This is a genomic window from Rhizobium sp. BK376 (genome assembly GCF_004341625.1).
Classification (GTDB): domain Bacteria; phylum Pseudomonadota; class Alphaproteobacteria; order Rhizobiales; family Rhizobiaceae; genus Rhizobium.
In genome coordinates this window covers 50,495-76,262 of sequence record NZ_SLZG01000010.1, presented here as the reverse complement: position 1 = coordinate 76,262, position 25,768 = coordinate 50,495, and the positions used below count along the sequence as shown (strand labels likewise).

23 protein-coding genes are annotated in these 25,768 nt (G+C 59.8%); 5 read left to right on the top strand and 18 right to left on the bottom strand.

What is annotated here, in order from left to right:
* Positions 1 to 22: 22 nt before the first annotated feature.
* Positions 23 to 1,225, bottom strand: coding sequence for an ROK family transcriptional regulator (locus tag EV561_RS22000; protein WP_132524461.1), 1,203 nt, complete (start codon positions 1,223 to 1,225; stop codon positions 23 to 25).
* Positions 1,226 to 1,450: 225 nt separating this feature from the next.
* Between EV561_RS22000 and EV561_RS21995 the strand changes: the two genes are divergently transcribed.
* The 3 genes from EV561_RS21995 to EV561_RS21985 are packed head-to-tail and all read left to right on the top strand — an operon-like array spanning position 1,451 to position 4,833.
* On the top strand, positions 1,451 to 2,959 hold the full coding sequence (locus EV561_RS21995) for an ABC transporter substrate-binding protein (protein ID WP_132524460.1): 1,509 nt from the start codon (positions 1,451 to 1,453) through the stop codon (positions 2,957 to 2,959).
* 60 nt (positions 2,960 to 3,019) lie between these two features.
* The gene (locus EV561_RS21990) at positions 3,020 to 3,961 is read left to right on the top strand and encodes an ABC transporter permease (RefSeq protein WP_132524459.1); all 942 of its coding nucleotides are present in this window, start codon (positions 3,020 to 3,022) and stop codon (positions 3,959 to 3,961) included.
* Positions 3,958 to 4,833, top strand: a complete 876-nt coding sequence (locus EV561_RS21985; RefSeq protein ID WP_132524458.1) for an ABC transporter permease — start codon at positions 3,958 to 3,960, stop codon at positions 4,831 to 4,833. The genes EV561_RS21990 and EV561_RS21985 overlap by 4 nt, the downstream gene beginning before the upstream one ends.
* A gap of 27 nt (positions 4,834 to 4,860) precedes the next feature.
* Here EV561_RS21985 and EV561_RS21980 read toward each other — a convergent pair whose 3' ends face one another.
* The 3 genes from EV561_RS21980 to EV561_RS21975 form a co-directional block, all read right to left on the bottom strand.
* Positions 4,861 to 5,094: a BrnA antitoxin family protein gene (locus EV561_RS21980; protein ID WP_132524457.1), complete on the bottom strand. Its 234-nt coding sequence runs from the start codon at positions 5,092 to 5,094 to the stop codon at positions 4,861 to 4,863.
* Positions 5,095 to 5,106: 12 nt separating this feature from the next.
* Positions 5,107 to 5,397 (bottom strand): hypothetical protein, encoded by a 291-nt coding sequence (locus EV561_RS37265; RefSeq protein ID WP_165927878.1) that lies wholly within the window; start codon positions 5,395 to 5,397, stop codon positions 5,107 to 5,109.
* A gap of 168 nt (positions 5,398 to 5,565) precedes the next feature.
* Positions 5,566 to 6,279, bottom strand: coding sequence for a transcriptional regulator NanR (locus tag EV561_RS21975; RefSeq protein WP_132524456.1), 714 nt, complete (start codon positions 6,277 to 6,279; stop codon positions 5,566 to 5,568).
* Positions 6,280 to 6,474: 195 nt separating this feature from the next.
* Between EV561_RS21975 and oiaX the strand changes: the two genes are divergently transcribed.
* Both oiaX and EV561_RS21965 read left to right on the top strand, forming a co-directional pair.
* Complete coding sequence (gene oiaX / locus EV561_RS21970; protein WP_132524455.1) at positions 6,475 to 7,728, top strand: 3-oxo-isoapionate-4-phosphate decarboxylase OiaX; 1,254 nt, start codon at positions 6,475 to 6,477, stop codon at positions 7,726 to 7,728.
* Positions 7,725 to 9,071, top strand: a complete 1,347-nt coding sequence (locus EV561_RS21965; RefSeq protein WP_245512822.1) for a four-carbon acid sugar kinase family protein — start codon at positions 7,725 to 7,727, stop codon at positions 9,069 to 9,071. The genes oiaX and EV561_RS21965 overlap by 4 nt, the downstream gene beginning before the upstream one ends.
* Before the next feature lie 64 nt (positions 9,072 to 9,135).
* On the opposite strand, the gene dhaL is transcribed toward EV561_RS21965, so the two are convergent.
* The 14 genes from dhaL to EV561_RS21895 form a co-directional block, all read right to left on the bottom strand.
* Entirely contained in the window at positions 9,136 to 9,783 is a 648-nt protein-coding gene (gene dhaL, locus EV561_RS21960; RefSeq protein WP_132524454.1) for a dihydroxyacetone kinase subunit DhaL, read from the bottom strand.
* Between the two features lie 8 nt (positions 9,784 to 9,791).
* Complete coding sequence (locus tag EV561_RS21955) at positions 9,792 to 10,799, bottom strand: dihydroxyacetone kinase subunit DhaK (protein ID WP_132524453.1); 1,008 nt, start codon at positions 10,797 to 10,799, stop codon at positions 9,792 to 9,794.
* A 54-nt stretch (positions 10,800 to 10,853) separates the two neighbouring features.
* A complete protein-coding gene (locus tag EV561_RS21950) occupies positions 10,854 to 12,791 on the bottom strand; it encodes a hypothetical protein (protein ID WP_132524452.1) in 1,938 nt (645 codons plus the stop codon).
* Positions 12,788 to 13,822 (bottom strand): Gfo/Idh/MocA family oxidoreductase, encoded by a 1,035-nt coding sequence (locus EV561_RS21945; protein ID WP_132524451.1) that lies wholly within the window; start codon positions 13,820 to 13,822, stop codon positions 12,788 to 12,790. Before EV561_RS21945 ends, EV561_RS21950 begins: the two co-directional genes overlap by 4 nt.
* A gap of 3 nt (positions 13,823 to 13,825) precedes the next feature.
* Positions 13,826 to 14,890, bottom strand: a complete 1,065-nt coding sequence (locus EV561_RS21940) for an ABC transporter permease (protein ID WP_132524450.1) — start codon at positions 14,888 to 14,890, stop codon at positions 13,826 to 13,828.
* Positions 14,887 to 16,431, bottom strand: a complete 1,545-nt coding sequence (locus EV561_RS21935) for a sugar ABC transporter ATP-binding protein (RefSeq protein ID WP_132524449.1) — start codon at positions 16,429 to 16,431, stop codon at positions 14,887 to 14,889. The genes EV561_RS21940 and EV561_RS21935 overlap by 4 nt, the downstream gene beginning before the upstream one ends.
* Positions 16,432 to 16,433: 2 nt before the next feature.
* Positions 16,434 to 17,090 carry a DUF2291 domain-containing protein gene (locus EV561_RS21930; RefSeq protein ID WP_132524448.1) on the bottom strand — a complete coding sequence of 219 codons (657 nt, stop codon included), beginning with the start codon at positions 17,088 to 17,090 and terminating at the stop codon, positions 16,434 to 16,436.
* Positions 17,091 to 17,179: 89 nt separating this feature from the next.
* Complete coding sequence (locus EV561_RS21925; RefSeq protein ID WP_132524447.1) at positions 17,180 to 18,121, bottom strand: D-ribose ABC transporter substrate-binding protein; 942 nt, start codon at positions 18,119 to 18,121, stop codon at positions 17,180 to 17,182.
* A gap of 78 nt (positions 18,122 to 18,199) precedes the next feature.
* Positions 18,200 to 19,027 (bottom strand): phosphogluconate dehydrogenase C-terminal domain-containing protein, encoded by an 828-nt coding sequence (locus tag EV561_RS21920; RefSeq protein ID WP_132524446.1) that lies wholly within the window; start codon positions 19,025 to 19,027, stop codon positions 18,200 to 18,202.
* A 434-nt stretch (positions 19,028 to 19,461) separates the two neighbouring features.
* Positions 19,462 to 21,174 (bottom strand): glycerol-3-phosphate dehydrogenase/oxidase, encoded by a 1,713-nt coding sequence (locus tag EV561_RS21915; protein ID WP_132524445.1) that lies wholly within the window; start codon positions 21,172 to 21,174, stop codon positions 19,462 to 19,464.
* Positions 21,158 to 21,946: a DeoR/GlpR family DNA-binding transcription regulator gene (locus EV561_RS21910; RefSeq protein WP_132524444.1), complete on the bottom strand. Its 789-nt coding sequence runs from the start codon at positions 21,944 to 21,946 to the stop codon at positions 21,158 to 21,160. Before EV561_RS21910 ends, EV561_RS21915 begins: the two co-directional genes overlap by 17 nt.
* Positions 21,943 to 23,478, bottom strand: a complete 1,536-nt coding sequence (locus EV561_RS21905) for an FGGY-family carbohydrate kinase (protein WP_132524443.1) — start codon at positions 23,476 to 23,478, stop codon at positions 21,943 to 21,945. The genes EV561_RS21910 and EV561_RS21905 overlap by 4 nt, the downstream gene beginning before the upstream one ends.
* Before the next feature lie 214 nt (positions 23,479 to 23,692).
* On the bottom strand, positions 23,693 to 24,544 hold the full coding sequence (locus tag EV561_RS21900; RefSeq protein WP_132524442.1) for a DeoR/GlpR family DNA-binding transcription regulator: 852 nt from the start codon (positions 24,542 to 24,544) through the stop codon (positions 23,693 to 23,695).
* 264 nt (positions 24,545 to 24,808) lie between these two features.
* Positions 24,809 to 25,762 (bottom strand): D-ribose ABC transporter substrate-binding protein, encoded by a 954-nt coding sequence (locus tag EV561_RS21895; protein WP_132524441.1) that lies wholly within the window; start codon positions 25,760 to 25,762, stop codon positions 24,809 to 24,811.
* Positions 25,763 to 25,768 lie beyond the last annotated feature (6 nt).

The window sequence follows — 25,768 nt, the reverse complement described above, 5'->3', positions numbered from 1 at the left end:
ATGCAATTCGTCCAGTTATGTTCTAAGCCGTTTTTTCCATCATGGAAGCGACCGCAAGTTCAGTGCGCCCCGGAATTTCGAACAATGTCTCGCGCAATCTCTCCATGGCAATGGCAATGGCGCCGAAGAGCCCTGCCTGGCTTCCAAGCGGACTGATGGTGCAGGAGAGCGGCACGGGTACACAGCGTGCGAGATGGAAGGTGATCCGCTCGACAAGTTCGGGCCGCGCTCCGACGCTGCCGCCGAAGATCACCATTTCAGGGTCGACGATGGCAGAGATGGCAACCAGCGCGGTCGCCACCACCCGCGCGACTTCGTCGATCACTGTTGCCGCGAGGGGATCGTCCTTGCGCTCGAAAAGCTCGCGAACGGTGAGGCCCGGCGCGCCGCCCATGGCTTCATAGCGTCCGCGAATGGCGATACTGCCGATGGATGATTCCAGTGCGCCGGCCGTGAAAGTCCGCGAGTCGAACGGGTCGGCCCCGATAGGAAGGGTGGAAATTTCGCCGGCCGCACCCCTGGCCCCGCGGATGATGCGGCCCTCGTTGACGATGCCCATGCCGATGCCCGTGCCGAGCGCGACAAACACGAAATTGTCGATGTTGCGGCCGTTTCCAAGCCATTGCTCGCCCTTGGCGGCCATATTGACGTCGTTCTCGATCAGGATTTCATAGCCGAGCCGCTTCTTCAGCGCTGCTTCAAAATCGAGATCCGTCAGGCCGGCGATATTCGGCACCATTGTCAGGTGACGGTTTCTCGGATGCACGGCACCCGGAATGCCGATGGCTCCCACTTTCACGCTCTTCTGTGCCACACCCGTCTTGTCGATGAGCGCATCGCTGATGCGGGCCACTTGCTCGATAATGCGCTCGCCACCGCGTCCATCCGTCGGCTCGACGATTTCGCCGACGATCGTGCCGCTGAGATCGGCCAGCGCGGCATGGACCTTCGTTCCGCCGACATCGACGCCAAAAACAAAAGCTTTCCGCGGTTCAGGCTCGTAGGTGATGGCGCTTCGACCGATCGTTCCCTGTGTACGGCCGGTCACGCGCAGCCAGCCATCATCCTCTAGATCACGGACGATCTCCGACATGCTTTGTTTCGAAAGGCCGGTCAGCCGGGCCAACTCTGCGCGGGAAATAGGGGCGTTCTCGAAAACGGCCCGCAAGACGGTTCGAGATGTGATCTGCCGGGTCAGGGGCGCGGAATTTGAAATATCTGTCATGATCCAAATTTTTTAGTCAGTTTCGAGAACAAATTATCGCAATGAAGTCGACGGTCAAGCGCAATTTTAATCGTTTTGACTAGTTTTTAGACGCCGCCTAATCTTTTAGCTAATATTTAGTCAGGCTGCTTTACAATGGGTGAAAATCATGCATGACTTGGGTCGGTACAAAAAGCTCAGCAGGGGAGCCGGGATGCCCTCGAGGCTCGCCACAGGAGGATAATTATGGGAACTTCTATAAAGGCCTTTACGGTGGCGGCCGCCATCGCCATGGGAATTGGTTCTGCAAATGCAGCGACGCTGAAAGTCGGGCTGCAGGACGATCCGGACGCATTGGATCCGGCGACCAGCGGCACCTACACCGCGCGTATCGTTTTTGCCGCGATGTGCGACAAGCTCGTCGATATCGATGCCAAGCTCAACATCGTGCCGCAGCTCGCGACCGCCTGGACCTGGAACGACAAGGGTACTGATGTGACGTTTACGCTGCGCAGCGGCGTGACCTTCCAGGATGGCACGCCTTTCGATGCCGCGGCGGTCAAGTTCAACATCGAACGCATGAAGACCATGAAGGAGTCGAACCGCAAGGCCGAACTCGCTCCGGTCGATAGCGTCGAGGTTGTGGATCCGACGCATGTCACCTTCCACCTGAAGGGACCGTTCTCTCCATTGCTTTCCGTGCTCAGCGATCGCGCCGGCATGATGGTATCGCCGACGGCTGTTCAAAAGGGCGGCGAATTCTCGACAAATCCGGTCTGCTCCGGTCCCTACCAGCTGAAGGACCGCAAGGCGCGCGACTCCATCACTCTCGACAAGTATCCGGGATACTGGAATGCCGCCCAGATCGGCTATGACCAGGTCCAGTACCTCATCATTCCGGATTCCACCGTGCGCCTGTCGCGTGTGCAGGCCGGCGATCTCGATGTCGCCGAGCGCATTGCGCCGACCGATCTCGCGACCGTCCGCTCCGACAACAAGCTCGCGCTGCATTCTTCCCCCGGCCTTGCTGTTTCGCATCTGATGATCAACGTCGGCAACGGCGACAAGGCCAAGACGCCGATCGGAACCGATCCGCGTCTGCGCAAGGCGCTGGAGCTGTCGCTTGACCGGAATGTGATCAATCAGGTCGCCTTCAACGGTGAGTTCATCCCCGACAACCAGATGATCCCGCCGTCAAGCGCCTTCTATAGCAAGTCGCATCCGATCCCTGCCCGTGATATCGACAAGGCGAAGGCATTGATCGCCGAAGTCGGCGGTCCGGCACCGAAGATCGAGATCACCTTCGAGAATTCGTTGACCGACGGTCGTGTGGCTCAGATTATCCAGTCGCTGGCAAGCGAAGCCGGATTCCAGGTCGACCTGCTGCCGCTTGAGACCACCTCGGCCATCCAGCGCTATCTCGCCGGCGATTTCCAGGCCTATATCGGCAACTGGAGCGGTCGCGCCGATCCCGATCCGACACTCTATGCGTTCTTCGGGTCCGACGGCAGCCAGAACGTCAACAAGTACAAGAATCCCGAGATGGATAAGACGCTGGTCGCCGCTCGCCAGGCCTCTGACGATGCGACACGCAAGCAGCTCTATGAAAAGGCGACCAATATCTATCTCAACGATCTGTCGTCGATCCCACTCTATCACCCGAACTGGTTCTATGCCTCGCGTGCAGAGGTCTCGGGCATCACGATCTATCCGGATGGCCTGCTGCGTCTGACGGGCGTAAAGCCTGCCAAGTAAGCGCTGATCTGCGAGGGACAGCGCGGAAACGGCCGCGCTGTCCGCTTTCGAGAGAAGACCATGTTTCTTTATATTCTGCGCCGTCTGGCGGTCGCCATTCCGACATTGCTTTTGGTGTCCATCCTGGTGTTCTGCCTGCTGAAGCTGCTTCCCGGCGACCCCGCCATCGCGCTTGCGGGTGAGGAGCGAGACCCTGCCGTCATCGACTTCCTGCGGCACAAATACATGCTGGATCAACCCATCTACATTCAGTTCGTACACTGGCTGTGGGGCATCCTGCAGGGCGATTTCGGAACGTCGATCCGCACCAAGCTATCGATCGGCGAAATGATCGTCGAAAAGCTGCCGGTCACGATAGAGCTCTCGGTCCTGGCGATGATCATCGCCGTTGTCATCGGCATACCGGCTGGCGTGATTGCTGCGCTGAAGCGGGGAACGCCGATTGACTATGGCGTCAGCATCATCGGTCTTGCAGGTCTTTCCGTTCCAAGCTTCTGGCTCGGAATCATGCTCATTCTGGTTTTTGCCGTGATGCTTGGCTGGCTGCCGTCCGGTGGCTACGTCAACTTCTTCGATTCCCCGCTGGATAATCTGCGCTATATCCTGATGCCGGCACTCGTGCTGGGAACCGCTGCGTCCGCCATCGTCATGCGCCATACCCGCAGCTCAATGCTGACGACGCTGAGACAAGATTATGTCCGCACCGCTCGAGCAAAGGGTCTGAAGGAGCGCATCGTCGTGATCCGACACGTGCTGCGGAACGGCCTTATCCCTGTTGTGACGATGAGTACGCTGCAGCTGGGCGAGCTGCTTTCCGGCGCTGTCCTTACCGAACAGGTGTTTGGCATTCCCGGCTTCGGCAAGATGGTGGTCGATGGCGTCTTCGGTCGCGACTATGCCGTTGTCCAGGCAGTTGTCCTTTGCTCCGCCGCCATGTTCCTGTTGATGAACCTGCTTGCCGATATCGCCTATGTCATTCTGAGCCCGAGGTTGCGCGGATGAGTTCGACTGAAACCACCCTTGCCACTCCCGCTGCTTCCGGCCATCGCAAGTCGACATTACTACGTTGCCTCAGCCATCCAAGTGCGATCATTGGCGGCGGCATCGTTCTCTTTTTCGTCCTGGTAGCCATCTTCGCGCCGATGATTGCTCCCTTCGATCCGAACGCTTCCAACTGGCTCGCGATCCGGCAAGCTCCTTCCGCGGTGCACTGGTTCGGAACCGACGACCTCGGTCGCGACATCCTCTCCCGCGTGATTTTCGGTGCACGCGCATCGCTCCTGGTCGGTATCGTCTCGGTGGCGATTGCGATCGTCATCGGCGTACCGCTCGGGCTCATCTCAGGCTATTTCGGGGGATGGGTCGATGTTGCGATTTCGCGCTGCACCGATGCGCTGCTCTCATGCCCCTTCCTGGTGCTGGCGATCGCCTTTGCCGCGTTCCTGGGGGCGAGCCTGCAGAATGCGATGATCGCGATCGGCATATCGGCAATGCCGATCTTCGTTCGCCTGACGCGTGGGCAGGTCATGACCGTGAAGACCGAGGACTATATTGCCGCCGCCCGACTTCTCGGTCTTTCGAACACCAAGATCATGGCCGTCTACGTTCTGCCGAACATCCTTGCGCCTGTCGTCGTGCAGTCGACCATCACCATGGCGACTGCCGTATTGGCCGAGGCAAGCCTTGCCTTCCTGGGGCTTGGCCAGCGTCCGCCGGCGCCCTCCTGGGGGACGATGCTCGACGTGGCGCGGCAGTTTCTTACCCAGGCGCCGTGGATGCCGATCTGGCCGGGCGTTGCGATCATCCTGCTGGTCATGGGCTTCAACCTTCTTGGCGACGGCCTCAACGACGCGCTCGATCCGCGGCAAGACTAAGCCACAAGTCTTCGCAAGATCAGTAGCTTAGCCCTTGTCTTTCATGGCGAGCCTAAGGGTGTCGTTGATCCGGTCCTGCCAGCCTGGACCATCTTCCTGAAAATAGGCGAGTATGTCGCTGTCGATCCTTAGGGATACGAGCTCCTTGGTGTTCGGCAGCGCGGGGCGCTCGATAGCCGGGGCAGAAACCTTCTTCTGCTGCTTGAAAAGCGCCTCGGCGGCATCGAGCGGGTTGGTAGGACGTCGGGGCGTTTTTGTCATAAAAGTCTCCGGTTATGGTTTCAGGCGCGTGCCTTTATTCCATCCTTGAGACAGAAACGCATCCACTGAATTGAAAACTTGCTGGTCGCGCGCTTCGTTCTGCCACTGCTCAGCTCGCAGAGCACTGCGCAAACGAAAAAGCCTGCCGCGGGAGGAGGTGCGGCAGGCTTTTCCTGAAAAACCGAACAGCAACTGGGAGGAGGAGTGTTGCTGTTCCCGCAAACGCCCCTGGGAGGAGGAGTAGGACGTTTGCAATTCGAAGGGATGCGGGAGGAGGTGCATCGCTTCGATGACTATGAACATACAGGACTTTTGCTCACGTTGTAGGCATTTGTTTGCAAGGCAGCCATGCGCTATGCGGGAATCGGGAAGCTCGACAGTTACGTTTCAGGAGTCTGCAGCTCTTGGCGACTGCCGTCCTTGAGCATGAATATGGCCTTCCAACGCCTGTTTCCGGACACCGGTCGCGTCTCAAGAAGCCCTGTTGGTATAAAGAGCCCGTGATCGCTCCAGATGTTTCAAGACGGCCTGCTCCGCGGCATCGGCATCATGATCGGCGAGGCAATGGATAATTTCCTCATGCTCGGCGAGCGTGAATTTCTCCTTGCCGGTCCAGATCAGCATATCGGTATGGTATTCCTTCAGCCAGGCAAGCATCGCCTCGCTGACCGCGACGAAGATCGGGTTGCCGGAGATCTGGGCTATGCGCATGTGAAAGCGCATATCGGCCGAAATGAATTCCTCGGCCTTGCCCAGTGAATCGCGCTGCTCCTCGAGGATCGCTTGCAGATCGGCAATATCGCCGTCGGTTGCCCGGCCTGCCGCTTCGCGTGCCATGCCGCGTTCGAAGAAAATACGGGCGCTCTTCAGATGCTCGAGCGAGTCCGAGGACTTCGACAGCATAATCTTGGCGGTCTGATCGACCTGCTGGAGTATGGAGCGGGCCGTGACCTCCAGAACCTTGGCGCGCTCGCCATGCGAGATCACCACGAGCCCCATATTCGCCAAAGCCTGCATTGCCTCGCGGATGGCCGGTCGTCCGACGCCGAAGCGTTCCATAAGTTCGCGCTCGGACGGCATCTCGTCGCCGGGCTCCAACTCGCCTGACGTGATCATGCGCTTCAGGCGCGCGAAGACCTCGTCGGACAGCTTTCGACGGACGATCTGTTCTGTTTGCTGACTCATTTGTCCCCGCTCACGGTCTCCGCTCCCTTATGCACCTTTCCATCCCGGCTGTGAAAGTCGTGGTTCGGGGCTTTCCAGCAAAACTTCGTGTTGGTGGTGCAAGTCGCAAGGTTTCTGTTGCAGAATATGGAATACTCATTATACCAGTTGCTCGATGAGTGCCATCTCGATTGATGGCTCGGGGAGAAATTTCCAATGATGATCACGCTGACATATCGCATAGAAACGCCGGGAAGCGTGGAGGCGATGGCGGCAAAGATTGCCAGCGATCAGTCGACAGGAACCTTCGTTGCAGTGCCCGGCGAGACGGAGGAGTTGAAGGCCCGTGTCGCCGCGCGGGTCACCGCGATACGGCCGCTACAGGATGCACCTGCCCCAAGCTGGCCTGAGACGTCGGCTGCCGTTGTGCACCGCGCCGACGCCGACATCGCCTTCCCGCTCGACGCGATCGGGACTGATCTATCGGCGCTGATGACGATTGCGATTGGCGGCGTCTATTCCATCAAGGGCATGACGGGCGTCCGAATTATCAACATGAAATTGCCGGACGCCTTTGGCGCCGCGCACCCCGGTCCCCAATTCGGCATTTCCGGGAGCCGGCGGCTGACCGGCGTCCAGGATCGGCCGATCATCGGGACGATCGTGAAGCCGGCACTTGGGCTGAGGCCCCATGAGACGGCAGAACTGGTCGGTGAATTGGTGGCCTCCGGCGTCGACTTCATCAAGGACGACGAGAAGCTGATGAGCCCCGCCTATTCTCCGCTCAAAGAGAGGGTCGAGGCGATCATGCCGCTGATTCTCGATCACGAGCAGAAGACCGGCAAGAAAGTGATGTATGCGTTCGGCATTTCGCATGCCGACCCCGATGAGATGATGCGCAACCACGATCTGGTTCTGAAAGCTGGAGGCAATTGCGCGGTCGTCAACATCAACTCGATCGGCATGGGCGGGGTGACGTTCCTGCGCAAGCGCTCAGGTTTGGTTCTGCATGCGCATCGCAACGGCTGGGACGTGCTGACACGGCATCCCGGCATCGGCATGGATTTCAAGGTCTGGCAGCAGTTCTGGCGGCTGATCGGCGTCGACCAGTTCCAGATCAATGGCATTCGCGTCAAATATTGGGAGCCGGACGAGAGTTTCGTCGAATCCTTTAGGGCGGTCAGCACGCCGCTCTTTGAGCCATCCGATTGCCCGCTGCCGGTTGCCGGCTCCGGCCAGTGGGGCGGCCAGGCGCCGGAAACTTATCAGCGCACAGGCCGCACGACGGATCTCCTCTATCTCTGCGGTGGCGGCATCGTCAGCCATCCCGGCGGTCCGGCTGCTGGTGTTCATGCGGTGCAGCAGGCTTGGGAGGCAGCTGTTCGGGATATTCCGCTCGATATTTACGCCAAGGATCACCCGGAGCTTGCCGCCTCTATCGCCAAGTTCGGTGACGGCAAGGACGCATGACGACCATGGCCTCTCGCAATCTCCTGCTCAGCTACTATGGCGATGATTTCACCGGTTCGACGGATGTGATGGAGGCCCTGGCCGCAAATGGCGTGCCGACAGTGCTCTTCATGGATATTCCGGATGATGCACTGTTGGCGCGGTTCTCCGATTGCAGGGCAATCGGTATTGCCGGCACCAGCCGCAGCGAGACGCCTGTGTGGATGGAAGAGCATCTGACGCCCGTCTTTACTTGGCTTAAAACGCTTGATGCCGCTCTCTGCCATTACAAGGTCTGCTCGACCTTCGACTCGAGCCCTGGGATCGGCAATATCGGCAAGGCGACCGAGATCGGCAGCGTGGTGTTCGGTCAAAAGATCGTGCCCCTGATCGTCGGAGCACCACAGCTGAAGCGCTACACCGCCTTCGGCCACCTGTTCGCGGCCTACCAGGGCCAGGTCTATCGCATCGATCGCCACCCCGTCATGAGCCGCCATCCGGTTACACCGATGAAGGAATCGGATCTTTCGCTGCATCTGGCCGCGCAGACATCGCTTCCGACAGGGGTTGCCGATCTGGCAATGCTTGCGGAGGGAGAGTCCGGCGAGCGTATTGACGCGTTGCTTGCCGGACAGGGCATTGTTCTCTTCGATGTCGACAGCGCTCAATCGCAGGAGCGGGCAGGGCACCATGTCTGGCGGTCGCGCCGGGCAGGCGGCTCGTTTGTCGCCGGATCGTCTGGGGTTGAATATGCGCTGCTGAACGCCTGGCGGTCCGAAGGCCTGATGAATGGTCCAACGGAATTTTTATCGCCCGGCAAGGTGGATCGTCTCGCAGTTGTTTCCGGCAGCGTGTCGCCAACGACGGAGCGACAAATTCGGCATGCGACGGAAAATGGCTTTGACGGCATTGCCGTCGATCCGCTGGCCCTGCTGGGCGAGGATGGCAATGAGGCGATCGAGCAGGCCGTCGCCGCCGGATTGCGCAGTCTGAAAGAGGGGCGGAGCACCATTCTCTATACGGCGCTCGGTCCTTCGGCCGACCTCGGCAGCAGCATCGACAAAATCGCCGGTGCCCGCCATCGGCTGGGAAGCCTCCTCGGGACGATGTTGCGTCGGCTGGTCGAAGCAGAGGGGCTGAAACGCGCCGTCATTGCCGGCGGTGACACGTCGAGCCACGCGCTGAAGGAGCTTCATATCCAGGCTCTGACGACGCTTTTACCATTGCCGCAGACACCGGGCTCACCGCTCTGCACCGCGCATGGTAATCATGCCGCGACCAACGGGCTGCAGATTGCATTGAAGGGCGGCCAGGTCGGCAAGGATGGCTATTTCGCCCAGATTCGTGACGGCAGGGCTGAATAAACGTCAACAACATGTTGATTTAAATGGATTATGTGTCGGGAATGAACCTATCCCGGGCTTGCGATTAACCGCCGTTTCCCAACACCTTCGCCATCGTTTCAATGATGCAGACCGCCGAAGCAGCACCAGGGTCCATATGTCCGAGCGACCTGTCGCCGAGCCGCGCCGAGCGCCCCTTTGAGGCGACCATTGCTTTGGTCGACTCCGCACCAGCCCTTGCTGCTTCTGTTGCGGCGGAGAGGCATACGGCCAGCGGCGCACCCGCAGCGTGCTCTTGCGACCAGGCTTTTGCTGCGGGCGCCCAGGCGTCCACCATGGTTTTCTCGCCGGGTTCCGCCTTGCCCCGATCCTGAATACCCTTGGCCATGGCAGCGAAGGCGTCCGCCATGTCACCATCGCTCAAGACCGTCTTGCCTTTGACAGCCGCGCCGGCCCGCATGAAGGCTGTGGCATAGAGCGGCCCGGATGACGCGCCGACGGCATTCAGGAAGGATTTGGCCGCGGTGTTGAAGACCGTCGTCGGATCGCTCGACGCGATATCGGGCTGTTCGACTGCCCTGGCCGCTGCGGAACAGCCGAGCTCCATGGCAATACCGTGATCCGCGTCACCGATGACGCCGTCGAGTTCGCAGAGACGCTCCTTCTCGCGCTCCATGGTCTGCGCGATGGCTGCAAACAGATCGGCCAATCTCTGCGCTGTTACTTCGCTCATGGAAGACCTCATGCGACACGAAACATGGCACAATCACAGGGATGGTCGATCAAGGCCTGCAATTCATCATCAAGATGCATCAGAGTGATGGAGGCGCCGGCCATCTCCAGCGAGGTGCAATAGTTCCCGACCAGGCTGGAATGGATAGCGAGCCCTTCTGCATCCAGGCGCTGCTTGATACGCCGCATCATGATGTAGAGTTCCATCATCGGCGTTGAGCCGAGGGAGTTGACGAGCACCGCGACGCGGTCCCCCCTCTGCGCTTGCATCTCATCGAGAATCTTGTCCATCAGCTCATCGGTGATGGCATCGGCCGATTTCAAAGGGCCGCGCGCAATACCGGGTTCGCCATGGATGCCCATGCCGATCTCCATCTCGTCTTCGCCGATCGAGAAATTCGGCTTCCGGGTCTGCGGCAGTGAGCAGGGAGAAAGCGCGACGCCCATCGAGAAGACGCGATCATTGGCCTTTCTCGCAACGCGCTCGACCTCGTCGAAGGAGAGCATGCGGTCGCAGGCGGCACCGGCGGCTTTGAAGATGAACACATTGCCCGCCACGCCACGCCGGCTCTCGCGCTGATCGCGCGGTGCAGAGGCAACGTCATCTGTCGTCAGGACGGTTCGAACCTCGATGTCATCCATGGCAAGCATCTCGGCCGCCATATCGAAATTCATGACATCGCCGGCATAGTTGCCGTACATGAAAAGAACGCCTGCGCCACCGTTCACAGCCTTGGCGCATTCGATGATCGGATCAGGCGGCGGGGACGCAAACACGTTTCCGACGGCAGCAGCATCCGCCAAACCCTTGCCCACGAAACCGAGGAATGTGGGTTCGTGGCCGGATCCGCCGCCAATGACCAGTCCGACCTTGCCCTGACGAGGGCCATGCTTTGCAACGATCGCGCGCGGGGACCCTGCCACCGTGTAGATATGATCGGGGTGCGCGGCCAAAATGCCTTCGAGCATTTCGTCGACGGCTGCACCGCCTTCGTTGATAATCTTCTTGGTTTTCAAGATAATTCTCCCAGTCATTGCGCGAGCCTACATTTGTCACGCACTGGAAAAAGGTCAACCGGCTGCTTCGACGAATGCGACCGCGAAGGGCGGCAGATCGACGCGTCCACCGGCACAATCGAGCCGCTCTCCCTCCATGTCGCGACTACTATGCAGGGTGATGGTCGCGAATTGCGGGTTCATTTCCGAGACATCAACCTGCTGCCTCTCCGCCGTGAGATTGGCCAACCAGAGCCGGCCGACGTCATTCTGGCCGCCTATGGCGATTGCCTGAACTTTAGCCGGATCGGAGGAGACGCATTCCGTCCATTTAGCACCGGCCACTTTCGCCAGATTCTGGACGACGTGGAAGAGTGGTCGCCGGCCGCTCGGCATGACAGGTTCGCCAACCCCGGCGATCAGGCCAAAGGAGCCCGTCAGGGATGACAGGGTCAGGAGTTCAAGTTCGGCCGGGATGACACGCGCTGCATAGCCGAGCGCGAAGGCCGCGGCAAAAAGACCGTTATGGCGAGGATCGACGTTGGCCATCGGAATGCGATTGCCATCGGGATTGTCCATGGTGCGGCTCCCATAGGGATTTTGCCGCATCGCAATGGTCGAGGGGCCGATGCGATAGGGGCGGTCGCCATAGATGCCGCGCACCGAGCGCGTGATGAATGGCAATGCCTCCAGCGTCTGCATGACGCTCAGATCGTCGGCCGCGTGAACGATCGGATTGGTACAGTGCGTGATAAAATCGAGCGTTTCAGCAGGCACGCGCTTGCGGTTGAGTTCGGTAAAATAGCTCACCATGCCGCCACCCAGCCGGGTCCCCGGAAAGGCGCGCCGCGCCGCCGCGTAAACGTCCTCCAGTGGCGGGCATTCCGGCCAGATGCTTCCGGGCGGCGTCGACTGGCGATCGACCGATGGCGAGACGACGATCGCATCAGGATGAAAGCCCGCCTTCTGCATCATGCCTGCAATTTCGCTCACCTCCTCGTAGAGAGGTCTTTTGCAGGGAACCGCGATCTCGAGAGTGGATACGCCCAGATGCCGTTCCAGAATCGCGGCAAAGTCGGAAAACGCTGCCGCGCCATGTCCGGCGAGAGGATCGAAATGGAAGAGCAGTTCCTGCGGGCCTATTTCTGACAGCGTCGTATGTGCCTGGAGTGTCGCTTTGGCTTCTTCCGGCGTCACGATCAGAGCAATGCTGGGCATGTTGCCGCCCGCGCTGCCGCGAGACAGCCACACCGAGGTGCCGCCTTGTCCCGTAATTGCCTTCGGCTTTGTGCTTCGTCTGTCGTGGACGGTCAACGTGATGCGCTGTCTGACCGGCTCATCGGCGGCAATCTGATAGGGCCAGGGCAGGGCGAGGGGCCTCACATAGGTTTTGTAGGAGGCGTCCGACCAGTTGCGCTGATCTTCCATTTCGAAGGTGTCGCCCTCCATCCGGCATTCCGCCGTCACATCCGGCATGACGGTATGAGCGATGGCACGCATGTCCTTGAAAGGCTGCCACGGCTCGATCAGATCGGGGAGTTCCGTATGCTCGATCCGGCCGGAGACATGTTCGACGGTAACCGGCGTACCGGCGATCCCGACAATGGGATGGAGGATGCAGAAGCCGCAGCGATTGGTCTCGAAACCGGTCGGCGAGGTAACCTCCGCCTCAAAGACAAGACGTCCGGCCCTATCTCCCAGGATCTTTGCCTTGATGGTGAGGCTGGAGTTGCCGGGACCGGCGCAGGTCGCGGTATAGCCGATGTCGAAACCGTGCTCGTGCCGATCGATCGCGAGATCGCTTATCAACGGATCGTAGGTGCCCCAATCGCAATCGCGAACGAGAAAGGCAATCCCTCGCAGGACCTCAACGTCTTCGAACGCGATACTGCGCAGGTTGCCGCCAGTCAAATCCACACTGAGAGGTCCAGCCACCAGCCGAACCGGCGGTGCATCAATCTTCTCGGTGCCGTAGAGATTGAAATTTTGGCGTCGGACCTCGTCTTCGGTCATCCCAACAAAGCTCCAAGATCTACCGTCTTTCCGGTCGCCGCGCTCTCATAGGCAGCCTCGACCAGCGCAAAGGTCTTCAGATTGTCGGCGCCCGATGTTGAGGTCTCTTCGCGGGATGCCAATCTATCGGTCCAATGCTGCTGGATGGCGTAAACGCTCTCTTGAATATTGTGCCAGGGGCGCGATGCCCAGGATAGAAGTTTTGGCGAGACGTCCTTGATTTCCGTGCCAACGCCGTTGGTGACCTCGAGCCGGTAGCCTTGTGACAGCCGGATCGTGCCTTCGCTGCCGTCGATCTCGACAAGCGTCTCCGGAAACGGCTCAGTCGAAAGCTTGGTCGCGTAGCTGACGTCGACGATGGAGGTCACGCCGCTCTCGTGATCGAGAAGAATGGTGGCGACGTCCTCGCCCCTAATGCGCGGGTTGACGCGCTTTGTCCTTGCCGTGAGCGACTTGACGTCGCCGAGCAGGAAGCGGGCGATATCGAGCGTGTGGATGCCGAGATCCTCGATGATGAAGCGCTCGCCCTCGGCAAGATAGGGCTGGCCGGAGAACACGTCATAGCCCGACCGGAAGGACAGCCGGCCCCAGAAGGGCGTCCCGATGACACCGCTGTCGAGGACCGCGCGCACCGCCTGGATCGGCGTCTGCCAGCGAAAATTCTCGTGCACCATCAACGGCACGCCGGCATCGCGGCACGCCTTCACCATCGCCTTGGCGTCGCTGAGCGTCTTCGCAAAGGGTTTCTGGCAAATGGCCGGAACCTTATGGGCAGCGGCCATTTCGACCAGCGCGCGATGGCTGCCGACCGTTGTCGCAATATCGACGAAATCGAAACCACCATCGGCAAAAAGCGCGCCGGCATCGGTATAACGCCGTTCGATGCCGAACTGGTCGCCGACGATGCGCAGCCGTTCCGGATCGCGGTCGCAGATTGCCACGATCTTGGCTCCACTGACGTCGTTCCATCCATGCATCTGGTTGATGGCGAAGAAGCCACAGCCGATCAGGGCGCCGCGTAGTTCCATCATGTCTTAGCCTGCCTTTGCCATCTGCATGAGTGTGACGCGCTGCTGCAGCCGGCGTTGTGCCTGGTCGACGACGACAGCGATGATGATGACCAGCCCCTTGATGACCATCTGCCAGAAGGAGGAGACGCCCATCATGACAAGTCCGTCCGAAAGAATGCCGATGACAAAGGCGCCGATGATCGTGCCGCCGATCGTGCCGCGCCCGCCGGACATGGAGGTGCCGCCGAGAACGGCTGCGGCGATCGCGTTGAGCTCGAAGCTTTCCCCGGTTGCCGGATGCGCTGCCATCAGTTCCGAAGAGACGACGATGCCGACAATGGCCGCGCAAAGCCCGGAGAACATGTAGACCAGGATCTTCACCAGATCCACGCGGATGCCCGACATGCGGGCAGCACGTTCATTGCCGCCAACCGCAAAGATGTGCCGTCCGATCGGCGTCGATCGCGAAAAATAGGCAGCCAGGAGCGCCAGTACGATCAGGATCCAGATGGACACCGGCAGGCCGAGGATGCGTCCCGCACCGAATATGTCGAAGCCTGTTGTCGCATATTCCTGCCGGCCGGTCAGATTGGGGAAGGTCTGCCCGTCGGAAGACAACAGTGCCAGGCCGCGGGCGATATAGAGCGTGCCCAGTGTGGCGATGAAGGGCGCGACGTTGAGCTTAGTGATCAGCAGGCCGTTGATCAATCCGATGGCCAGACCGACCGAAAGCGTAATCAGGATGATCTCAAAGAGATTGAAGTAGATGGTGTAACCGATTGGTAAATCTACACCATTCAGGATCAGGCCGCCGGCGACCATGCCGCAGAGGCCAACGATAGAGCCCACCGAGAGGTCGATCCCGCCGGTGATGATGACGAAGGTCATCCCCATGGCGAGGAAGGCGTTCAGCGCCACATGCTTCGACATCAGGATAACGTTGGCCGTCGAGGTGAAATTCGGCGCGGCAAACGCAAAGAAGATAATGACGGCAAAGAGGGCGATGAAGGTTCTGAGCTTCATCAGCGTCAGAAGCACGGAGCCGTTCGACCGCTTGGCTGCAAAAGTGGAAGAAGTATCCGCCGTCATGATGCGAGTTTCCCTGTGTGTCCGTGTCCCTTGGCCGAAGCTGCAATGATCGCATCCTCGGTCGCGTCCTTCCGATCGAAGATGGCGACGAGTTGTCCATTGCTCAGGACGGCAATGCGATCCGAAAGAGCCAAGACCTCTTCGAGGTCGGAGGTTGAAAACAGAATGGCGAGACCCTGGCCGGCAAGCCGGCGCATGGTGCGGAAGACGTCGGCCTTCGCGCCGACATCGATCCCGCGGCTGGGTTCATCCATCAGGAGAACCTTAGGCCCTGTCATCAAGGCCTTGCCGATAACCACTTTTTGCTGATTGCCGCCCGACATGGAGGTGACCTCGAAATCGGGATTGGGCGCCTTGATCGAAAGGTCGCGGATCATCTCGTCGATCGCCTTCCTCTCCTCTCCAGCCCGGATGTGGAAGAAGCGGACGAAGCGCCCGAGGCTCGCCAGGGTCAGGTTGCTGGCGATCGAGAGAACCTGCACCAGCCCTTCGCGCTGCCGATCCTCGGGGATGAGTGCAAGGCCACGCTTGATCCTGCGGGTCGTGTCACGAGCGCGGACTTCCTTGCCGTCGATGAAGATGCGGCCTGTGGAGTGCATGTGCCGCCCCATGACGCATTCGAAGAATTCGCTGCGGCCGGCGCCCATCAGGCCATAAATGCCGAGAATCTCGCCGGAGCGAACCGACAGCGAGACGTGATCGACGGAAAGCCCGCCGGTCCGTCGCGGCAGACTGATATCCTCGGCGCGAAAGGCTTCGTTACCGATGACATGGCCCTCACCCCGGGCGAAATCCTTGGCGTCGGAGCCGATCATCGAGCGGACGATCCATTTCGTATCGATATCCCGAACCATAGCCTGGCCGGTGATCTGGCCGTCGCGCAACACGGTGATGTAGTCGCCGATCCGCATCAACTCTTCGAGACGATGGGAAATATAGACGATCGCAACGCCCTGTGCCTTGAGCTCGGCGATGACCTTGAAGAGGATGTCGACCTCGGCGGCCGAAAGCGCGGAGGTCGGTTCGTCCATGATCAGGATGCGTGCATTCAGCGAAATCGCCTTGGCGATCTCGACGAGTTGTTGCTGGCCGATCGGCAAGTCCTCTATCATGCTTTCGGCATTGATGCCTGCATCGAGCTTCATCAGGAATTCGTTGGCCTTGCGGACCTGCGCCTTGTGATCGATGCCGAATACGCCGCGCGTGATCTCCCGGGTCGCGAAGATGTTCTCTGCGACTGTAAGATTCGAAAAGAGATTAAGCTCCTGGAAGATCATGCCGATGCCGTGCGCCGTTGCATCGGCCGGGCTATCGAAGGAGACGGGCTTGCCATCGAGGATGATGCGCCCGAGCGTCGGCCGTTCCACGCCGGCGATGATCTTCATGAGGGTCGATTTGCCGGCACCGTTTTCGCCGACCAGAACATTGACTGCGCCGCGCCGCAATTCGAGATTGGCGCGCTTGACGGCGACGATGCCCGAATAGACCTTGGAGACCTCTTCAAGGCGCAGGATGATGGCGTCTTTTACATCCTCGGCCATGGCTATTGTCCTATGGAGATGGTCGCTGGGGTGACCAGGGGCAGCTGTCCCGAGGAGGGCAGCGGGAACGCGCCTGTTGCGGAGGCGGTCTTGCCGATCAGGCCGTCACGGGGCAGCGGCTGGAGGATCGTGGCGTTGACCTTCTCGTTGAAGGCCTTGCCGAATTGTGCCCATTCGATCTGGTTCTTGAATTCGTTGAAGTTGACGAAATCCAGGCTGTCACGCAGCGCCGTGCCGCGCAGTGCGGGGCCGATCTGCACCTTCGCATCGGCCTTGCCGTCCCCATCGCTATCGACGTCGATCGTTGCTGCGCGCGATTGTGTATCTGCCGCGATGATCTTACCCTGGAATTTCGCAATATAGGTCCAGGGCGAGTTGCCGCTCTGCTTGTCGCGATGACCGAATTTGGCTCCCGCATCGTCGGGGTTGGCCGCGATGGCAGTCAGTACATCCTTGAGGTCGCCGGCGCGCTTGTCGATCGAAGGCAACGCCTGCGTTTGCCAGATGGCGTCGACCTTTTCGGCGGGGTTGAATGCAGTCTTGGCCGCAGCCGCAGCCTTTTCCTCGGCCGTCGGCGTCTTGACGATCTTGCAGCCGGGCAAGGCTGCCGCTGCCAGTATGAGAAGGAGCGCAGCTCCTTTCGTCCTCATCTTTCCCATGCACTCCACCCTGCATTCTTGAGGCTTTGACCCATAGGGCAACGGAGAGCAAGCATGCTTGCTCTCCGTACGGTTTCTGGCCGTTGTGATCAGTTCGTCAGCGCGAAGGTTTCGAGCTTGCCGGCATTGTCGCCCGTGATCAGGACGCAATCCATCAGCTGCTTTTCTTCCTTCGGAGCGGCCTTGGTCTTGATGTAGGCGTCAGCCTGGGTGACGGCCAACTGAGCCTGCGCATAGGCCGGCTGCAGCACGGTCGCCTTGATGCCGCCTGCCTTGATCGAGTCGCGAACGTCGTTCGAACCGTCGAAGCCGACGACGATCACGTCCTTGCGGCCGGCTGCCTGCAGGGCGGCGATCGCGCCCATGGCCATCGTGTCGTTGCCGGAAATAACGCCCTGGATATTCGGATTTGCCTGGAGGATGGTTTCCATCTTCGAATAGGCTTCCGTCTGGCTCCAGTTGGCGGACTGCTTGGCAACGCTCTTCAGATCAGGATAGTCGTCGATGACGTCATGATAGCCCTGCGAGCGGATGCCGGCATTGGTGTCCGACTCCTTGCCGACGAGCTCGACATAATTGCCCTTCTCGCCCATCAGTTTGACGAACTCCGTCGCGCCGAGCTGGGCACCCTGGTAGTTGTTGGAAACGATCTGGGCAACGGCGACGCCTGTCGTGTTGACTTCACGGTCGATCAGGAACGAGGGGATGCCCGCGTCCTTGGCCTTCTTGATGGCTGCGACCGTTGCGTCGGCGCCGGCATTGTCGAGGATGATCGCCTTGGCGCCCCGGCCGATGGCGGTATCGATCAGTTCAGACTGCTTGTTGGCGTCGTCGTCATGCGAGACGCTGAGAACGTCGTAACCGAGCTCCTTGGCCTTGGCTTCAGCGCCTTCGGCTTCAGCCTTGAAGAATGGATTGTCGTGAGCGGGCGTGATGATCGCGATCAGGTCCGCGGAAAAGGCGGGCATCGCGGTCCCGAGCGCGAGAACGCCGGCAAACGCAGCAACGGTAAGCGTACGGTGTAGTTTCATTAGGTCCTCCCGGGTTAAAGATCAGCCCCGTTCCCGGCGGAGCCGAAGAGAGGGAGGGCGTGATGCCCTCCCGATCAATCAGGTGATGCGCTGAATGCTGTCAGCGATCTCCTTGGGTTCGAATACTTTCTTCCAGTCGTCACGCATCAGCGCAGGGATGCCGAACTCGATTGCCTTGTTGCAGGCATCCGAGAACACGCCCTGGACCTGGCCGAAGATGACGGCGCCAAGCACGTTCATATGGCCAAGGAGGAAGTCGCGTGCGGCTTCTTCCGGAACGCCGCGAGCGACGCATTCGTCCATGGCCTGTTTCATGACGACGAGCAGCGAGGCGGCGACGGTCTCCGAAAGGCCCGGTTCCAGCATCGCCATCTGCTCGACCGTGACGCGATGCGAGCGCATCACCGGCGCCCAGATCGTCTTGGCGATTTCCTCGCCGACGGCGTAGGCGCTGTCCGGCCCCTGCATCAGGGCCGAGACGATGTGTTGCTTAGCAAAGAGGCCACCGAAGTGGTCATTCTTCGCCTGCATGTCCGTTTCATCATTGAAAATAGGGGGATGGCAGGGGTGGGTGACGAAATAGGTGAGGTCGTCGCGCTTCGGCAGGTGACCGGCGAAAGGAGCGGCGGCGTCGAGCGCAATCACCATCGTCCCGGCCTTGAGCTTGTCGGAGATGCCCGCTGCGACCTTGCCGATCGCCGTGTCCGGCACAGCCAGGATGACGACATCGGCGCCTGAAAGCGCGTCGTCGGCGCTGATGCAGGAAAGGCCAAGATCATTTTGAAGCCGGGCCTTGCCGGCGTCGCTTACTTCGACATGACGCACGTCGAAGCGCGAGCCCTTCAAGTTCTTGGCAAGCCGGTAGCCCATTTTTCCGCCGGCGCCGAAGAGTGCAATGGAAGTCATTTTTCCTCCCTTGGAGTATGATTTTCCACGACTATAGCCAACTGGTATAATGAGTCAATGAGCATATCAGGCCGAGGGCTGCTTTTCTGTGTATGGCGTGAAACGGGCATGGGAAATCGGGCACGGAGGGTGCCTTGTCGTCGCGATCTTGATTTCGTGAATGGGGTGCGTCAGCAGACATGTCTGCGACGGTCTTGCCGCGGTGCGATTGGCTGAAATACTCGCGGCGGCTGAATTTTCAGTTTCACTTCATGTAGCGATGCTACAGTCAATGTCCATCCCTACTTGACCCGACCTGCGGGGATGGGACAGAGGGGCATCTCTGTTGAGGCTGATGGTATCGTACCCCCATATTCTCCATCAGCCTCAAGCCCGCCACGGGGCAAAGAGACTGCACTGGTTTGCGAGGGAATCAACGTTCCCTCGCTTCATCATCAGAGATGCATCAGGTTGCGATCTCTGAGTTGGCTCTCCACCATATTGATCTCATCGGAAATCCGCGGCGAATCCCATCCAAGCGCGCGACCCGCTATTGTCGCAATCTGTTCCAGATCGCTTGCGGTCAGCGAACCGGTTATGGCGAGCGTCGTTCGACGCATGACGATGTCGGAGAGATGCTCGACATATTCGTTGCGCAGGATGTAGTCGATTTCAGAGAGGCTGTAGTCGGAGGAATCAGGCAGGCGGTCCTCCGCGCTCCACAGGCTTTGATGGCCCGCGATTTGCAGCGCCTTGGTTCCATAGCGCGACAGCAGCTTGTCGAGACGGTTGCGATCTGTTTCGACCAAGGTGCTGTTCCGGGTGAGCCAGTCGGCACGCGCCTTCGGATCCGTCGGGAAATTCCGGCCGCCGCCGATCGGCATCGTCCGCGTACTTGTCTTCCGGCTTCGGCCAAGGCGCGAAAGGACGGTATCTGTAACCTCCTCTGCAAAGCCGCGAAATGTCGTCCACTTGCCGCCGATCAGGGAGACGATGGGGAAGGGACGCTTCGCATCAGCCTCGGTCACCGGAGCGGAATGGTCGCGGCTGATGAGACCCGGGATAGAAGCATTCGAAGCAGGAAGCGGCCTGATGCCACTATAGGCATAGACGATCTGATCGTGGTTGAACGTCATCCCTGGCAGAAGTGACCGGACGCTTTCGATGAGATAGTCGACCTCCTGCGGATCGCAGCGAACGCTGTCGGGATTGTCGGCGGGGATGTCGGTCGAGCCGACAAGAGCGAGGCTGAGATAGTCGTAGACCAGACAGATGCGACCGTCATCCGCTTCGAAATAGATCATCCGGCCGGCGAGGCTTCGAACCAGCTCGTCATGCTTGAGCAGAATGTGGGATCCCTTTGTACCACCGATCATTTTCGATGGTGCGCCGAGTGCCGCATTGACGTGGTCGATCCAGGGGCCGGCTGCATTCACGACCAGTTTCGGGCGAACCGAAAATGCGGCGCCGCTTTCCGGCTTGAATGTCAGCACGCCGTCGGAGGCAGCGACCAGCGTCGTATAATTATGGGCGGCAGACGATGCGTTGGCTTCCAGGCCATCGGTTACCAACTCCAGCACCAGTCTCTCGGGATGGGTGATCCGTGCATCATAATAGGTGCCTGCCGCAACGATCGATTTCGTCAAAGCCGGCATGTCTTTGAGGGCGTTACGGCGACCGACCAGCTTGTGACGCGGCATGACCTGATGCCGCGAGCCGTAATAATCGTAGATGGCAAGGCCTATCTTGATCAGGATGGCGCCGCGGCTGCGGGGAGCACTGGTGGAGCCGAGAAGCGTGCGCAAGGCCGCCCATATGCCCTTCGTCCACGAAAAGATCGGGATGACCGTCGGCAAGGGGCTGACGCAATGCGGCGCATTTTTCAAAAGCAGATTGCGCTCCAGCGTCGATTGAGCGACGAGGCCGAATTCGCCGGTCTCAAGATATTTGAGACCGCCGTGGATGAGGCGCGACGGCGCGGCGCTGGTGCCGGATCCGAAATCTCCCTTGTCGACAATGAGGCAGTTGACGCCCTGCGCGCAGAGATCGCGAAACAGCCCGGCGCCATTGACGCCGGCGCCGAGAATGACGACGTCGACCGAGCCCCGGTCAGCGACGGCGGAGGGTTGTGCGGTTTGATCTACCGTATGTTCAGCCGATAGACTCATGATGCCCTGTCCTTACGATGTGCAGCCGAACACCGGCCTGCTGGAGTTGTTTTGATGCAATGTCGCTGATGCCGTCAGTGACCAGAACCGCGTCGAAGGCGGTGAGATCGCCGAAAACATGCAAGGCGACCTTGTCGAATTTTGCATGGTCGAGAAGAAGAAGTCGTTTGGTGCAGGACGCCATCATCGCCTGTTTTACACGCACGACCTGTTGGTCCTGGATAAAGGCCGTGGTGCCGCTGATCGCCGATGCGGAGCAGATCAGAACATCGGCGCGAAGCCGTGAAATGGAGTTCTCGCAGATGATGCCGATATAGGCGTTATAGGTGTGATGGTATTGACCGCCGAGGCAGATGAAGTCGACGTTTTCCACGTGGGCCACGAGTTCGGCGGTCGACATGCTGTTGGTGATGACGGTGAGCGGCTTGATGTCGAGCAGCAGCGGGGCGGCGGCATTGGCGGTGGTCGAGTCGTCAAGCATGACAACCTGTCCGGGCTCGATGAATTTCATTGCGGCGCGGGCGAGCGCATCCTTTTCCGCCCTGCCGACCGTCATGCGATAGCGGAAGGTGCTTTCATAGATGCCGGACGGCTGAACCGTGACGGCGCCGTGCAGCTTGCGCAGCACGCCCTGCTGGGCAAGCTGGTCGATATGGCGATGGATCGTCATGCGCGACACGCCGAAGTGCTCCACGAGATCGTCTATGCGCACCTGGCCGAGTTTGATCACGTAGTTGGCAATCTCTTCGCGCCGTTCGTCGGCCTTGATCACGGGCGTACTCCCGGAATGAGCGCCGCAAGCTTTTCAAGCTCCAGCCATTGCGGCTTCAGCGTCTCGGCAAGCCTGCTGTAGAGGGCGAAGCGCTCGTCGAAGATGGCGCTTTGTGAAGAATCCGGAAAATAGGTGCGGTCGACCTTGGCAATTGCCGCTGCCCCGTCCTGGGGCGATGTGAAGAGCCCGACTGCGGTTCCTGCGCAGAGCGCGGCGCCGAAGGCGGCTGCTTCGTCGACGGTTGTAACGGTGACGGGCATGTTGAGGATATCGGCAAACATCTGCGCAAAGGCGGGATTGCGGGAGCCGCCGCCCGTCAGCCGGACTTCGCTGAACGCAAAGCCATCGCGAAGCGCATCGACATGGGTGCGATGGTTGAAGGCGATGCCCTCCAACACTGCCTTCAGCATGTCGCCGCGGTCGTGCCAGCCGTGCAGGCCGAGGAAGCTGCCGCTGGCAAAATTGCCGTAGGGCGAACCGAAGAGATAGGGATGGAAAAGGATGGTGGACGGCCTTTTCAGAGCCGCATCGATCTCTTTTGCCAGCGTCGCGTGGACCGATACGCCGGTTGCTGCAGCTTCGGCCTGGTCGCCGGGGCAGAAGGTGTCGAGGAACCAGTCGTAGTTCGCCGTCGAGGCCGGCGAGATCGACATGTTGTTCCAGCGGCCGGGCGTGATGGCGTTGCGGCAGAACCAGCGAGGGTCCGTGCGTGGCGCGTCGGATACGACCTCATTGATGGAATAGGTGCCGGCAACGATGCTCATGACGTTGTCGGCGTGGCCGCCTATGCCAAGTGCGGAGGCCGTAACGTCATGCAGGCCGGAGGCAACCGGCGTGCCCTTCTTGAGACCAGTGAGCGCGGCCGCCTCGGCGGTGACGTAACCTACGACCGCGGCAGAGGGAGCGATTGGCGCCAGCGCATTAAACAGCTCTTCCAGCCCATATACGCGAAGCGCTTCTGGCGAATAATCCTGGCCGTTCACATCGGTGAAGGACGTGCTGGCCTCGGTCCGGTCGGTGCCGATTGTGTCCGTGAGGCAGAACCGGAGCCAATCCTTGCAGGCAATGATATGGCCGATTTCATTGAAACGATCGGGATCGTTTTCTTTCAGCCATGCGAGCAGCGCGGAAGGTGCCGATGCATGCGGGACCTGTCCGGTCAGTTCCAGCGCTTCTGAAAAGACCGAACCCGCTGACCAACGCTCCACGATCCCGCCGGCACGGCTGTCCAGCGAGAGAATTCCGGGACCGAGTGGCTGGCGGTTCTTGTCGAGCAGATAAAGCCCATCGCCGTGCGCGGTCGCAGCGACCGCCTTGATATCGTCGGCAGGTCTGCCGCTGAGGCTGATGGCTTCCTTGATCGCTTCGGCAGTGGCCTGCCACAGACCGGCCATGTCGCGCTCGACCCAGCGGGCCTGCGGCATTGACTGCGGCACCCGCCGCCGCGCCACCGAAAGCTGCGTGCCGTCGATGTCGAAGATGACCGCTTTGGTCACCGTCAAGCCGTTGTCTATCCCTAGCAGGCTGGACATTGTTATTTCCTCGCTCCCTTGTTGCAGTCGTCAGTCAAGAGCGTCTTCGGTCTTCCAGACTGAATTGATGCGACGGAATTTGCTCGTTCGCTTCCGATGAATAGAACATAGGATTATGATAAGTTAACGTCAATAGCTGTTACATAACACAAATTGACGCGCAGGCTCGCATGGCGCGAAGCGCCACACGTTCGAGCGTGAAAAGCTGGTGGATTTATTTCTCTTCGGGCTCGTAGCGCTCGATGGCCGAGGTATGGCCCGGCCCGCGTGTCGGGGCGACGACGACGTTGATACCCTGGGCTCGCATGCGGTCGAGGTGTGCGGCGGGCGTTCCGTCATCGACGATGACGACATCGAAATCGCTGAGTGGCGCGAAGGCGTGCAGGGCACGACGATCGAATTTGGTGTGATCGACAAGCAGGATGCGGGTCGACGCGGACTCAAACATTGCCCGCTTGGTATCGACGATCTCAAGAAACTGGTGGAAAGCGATATCGTCGGTTATCGCCGACATCGACATGAACAGAGTGTCGGCGCGGAGATGAGATATCTCGTGCGTCGTCATGCGGCCCATGAAGGCGTTGCACCAATTGTAGTATTGACCGCCAAGACCGAGCAGGTTGAGGTCGCGCACGCCCTTGAGCTCGTTCATGAAGGTCAGCGAGTTCGTGATGACGGTAAGCGGCACCTTGGAGGGGAGATAGCGTGCCATCTGCAGCACGGTCGTCGAGTCGTCGCAAAAGATTGCGTGCCCCGGTTCGACGAAGCGCATGGCGGCAAGCGCAAGCGCCTTCTTCTCTGCAGACTGCCGGCTGGAACGGTAAAGGTCGCTGGATTCACTGAGACTGGTTGGCGCTGCGGACGCAACGCCGCGTGCCTTGCGCAAGATGCCGCGACTGACGAGATCATCGAGGTCGCGATGGGCGGTCATCAGGCTTATGCCGAAGCGGTCGGCAATATCCTCGATCCGCACGGAACCTTCGGCCATCACGGCTTCGGTGATCGACTGACGACGCGCAATCTGCCGGGCCTGCCGGCTGTCGCTCGGCACCGGATCTTGAGCCATTCGGTTATCGGTGGGATCGTTGTCGTCGCCTAAAATATTCATATTGCTTACACTGTGGCCAAGCGGACTTATGTCAGATCAGCCGTGACGATCGCAAGGGGCGATTGGCACCCAGGGCCGTTCACGTCAGAGCCTCCCTTCTTGGTGCGATTGCGCCTGCAAAGTCAAATCGCATCGCGTGCAATTCATACGACTTTCTGTTGCAGGCTTCCTGAATGCAAGCAAGCAAAGGAGAGCGCCTTTGCTGGCGCTCCCCAATTATTGTTACTCCGAGAGCGTGAACGGAGCGGTGTACTTGGCGACGTTGTCCTTGGTGATGAGCAGGCAATCGTAGAGCTGCTTTTCGCTTGCAGCACCAGTCTTGCCGTTCTTCAGGAAGGAGTCGGCCTGATCGACAGCCTTTGCCGAGAAGACGGCAACCGGCTGCAGAACGGTGTACTGCAGTTCGCCGGCCTTGATCGCAGCAACCGCATCAGGCGAGCCGTCGAAACCGCCGACCTTGATGTTGGCGAGCTTGCCGGCTTCCTTCAGGGCAGCGATCGCGCCGAGCGCCATTTCATCGTTGCCGCTGATGACGCCGATGATGTCAGGATGAGCCTGCAGGAGGCTCTGCATCTTGTCGTGACCCTGCGTACGGTCCCAGTTAGCGACCTGGTCGCCAACCTTCTGCAGATCCGCATACTGGCTGAGAACCGTCGTGTAACCGTTGGAACGCGTTGCGGCGTTGTTGTCGGAGGGGGCGCCGAGCAGTTCGACGTAATTGCCCTTTTCACCAACATCCTGGACCCACTGCTGGGCGCCGAGGGCAGCACCCTGTGCGTTGTTGGAAACGAGCTGAGCCTTGGCAAGACCTTCCTGGTTGATTTCCGCGTTGACGAGGAAGACCGGGATGTTTGCCGCAACAGCCTTCTTGACGGCACCGATCGAGCCGCTGGCATTGGCCGGGTCGAGAATGATCGCAACGGACTTGTTGGTGATCGCGGTGTCGATCAGCGTACTTTCCGTGTTGGTGTCGCCCTTGTGAGCGCTGACCTTGGCGTCATAGCCGAGCTTCTTGGCTTCGGCGGCAGCAACGTTGCCTTCGGTCAGCCAATAGGGGTTGGCCGGATCGTTGACGATGATCGAGATCAGGCCGGCGGCCGATGCGGATGTCGCAGAGCCGAGGACCGGAGCTGCAAGCGCGAAGGCCGTGAGCAACAGAATTTTCTTACTAAGCATTGAAGT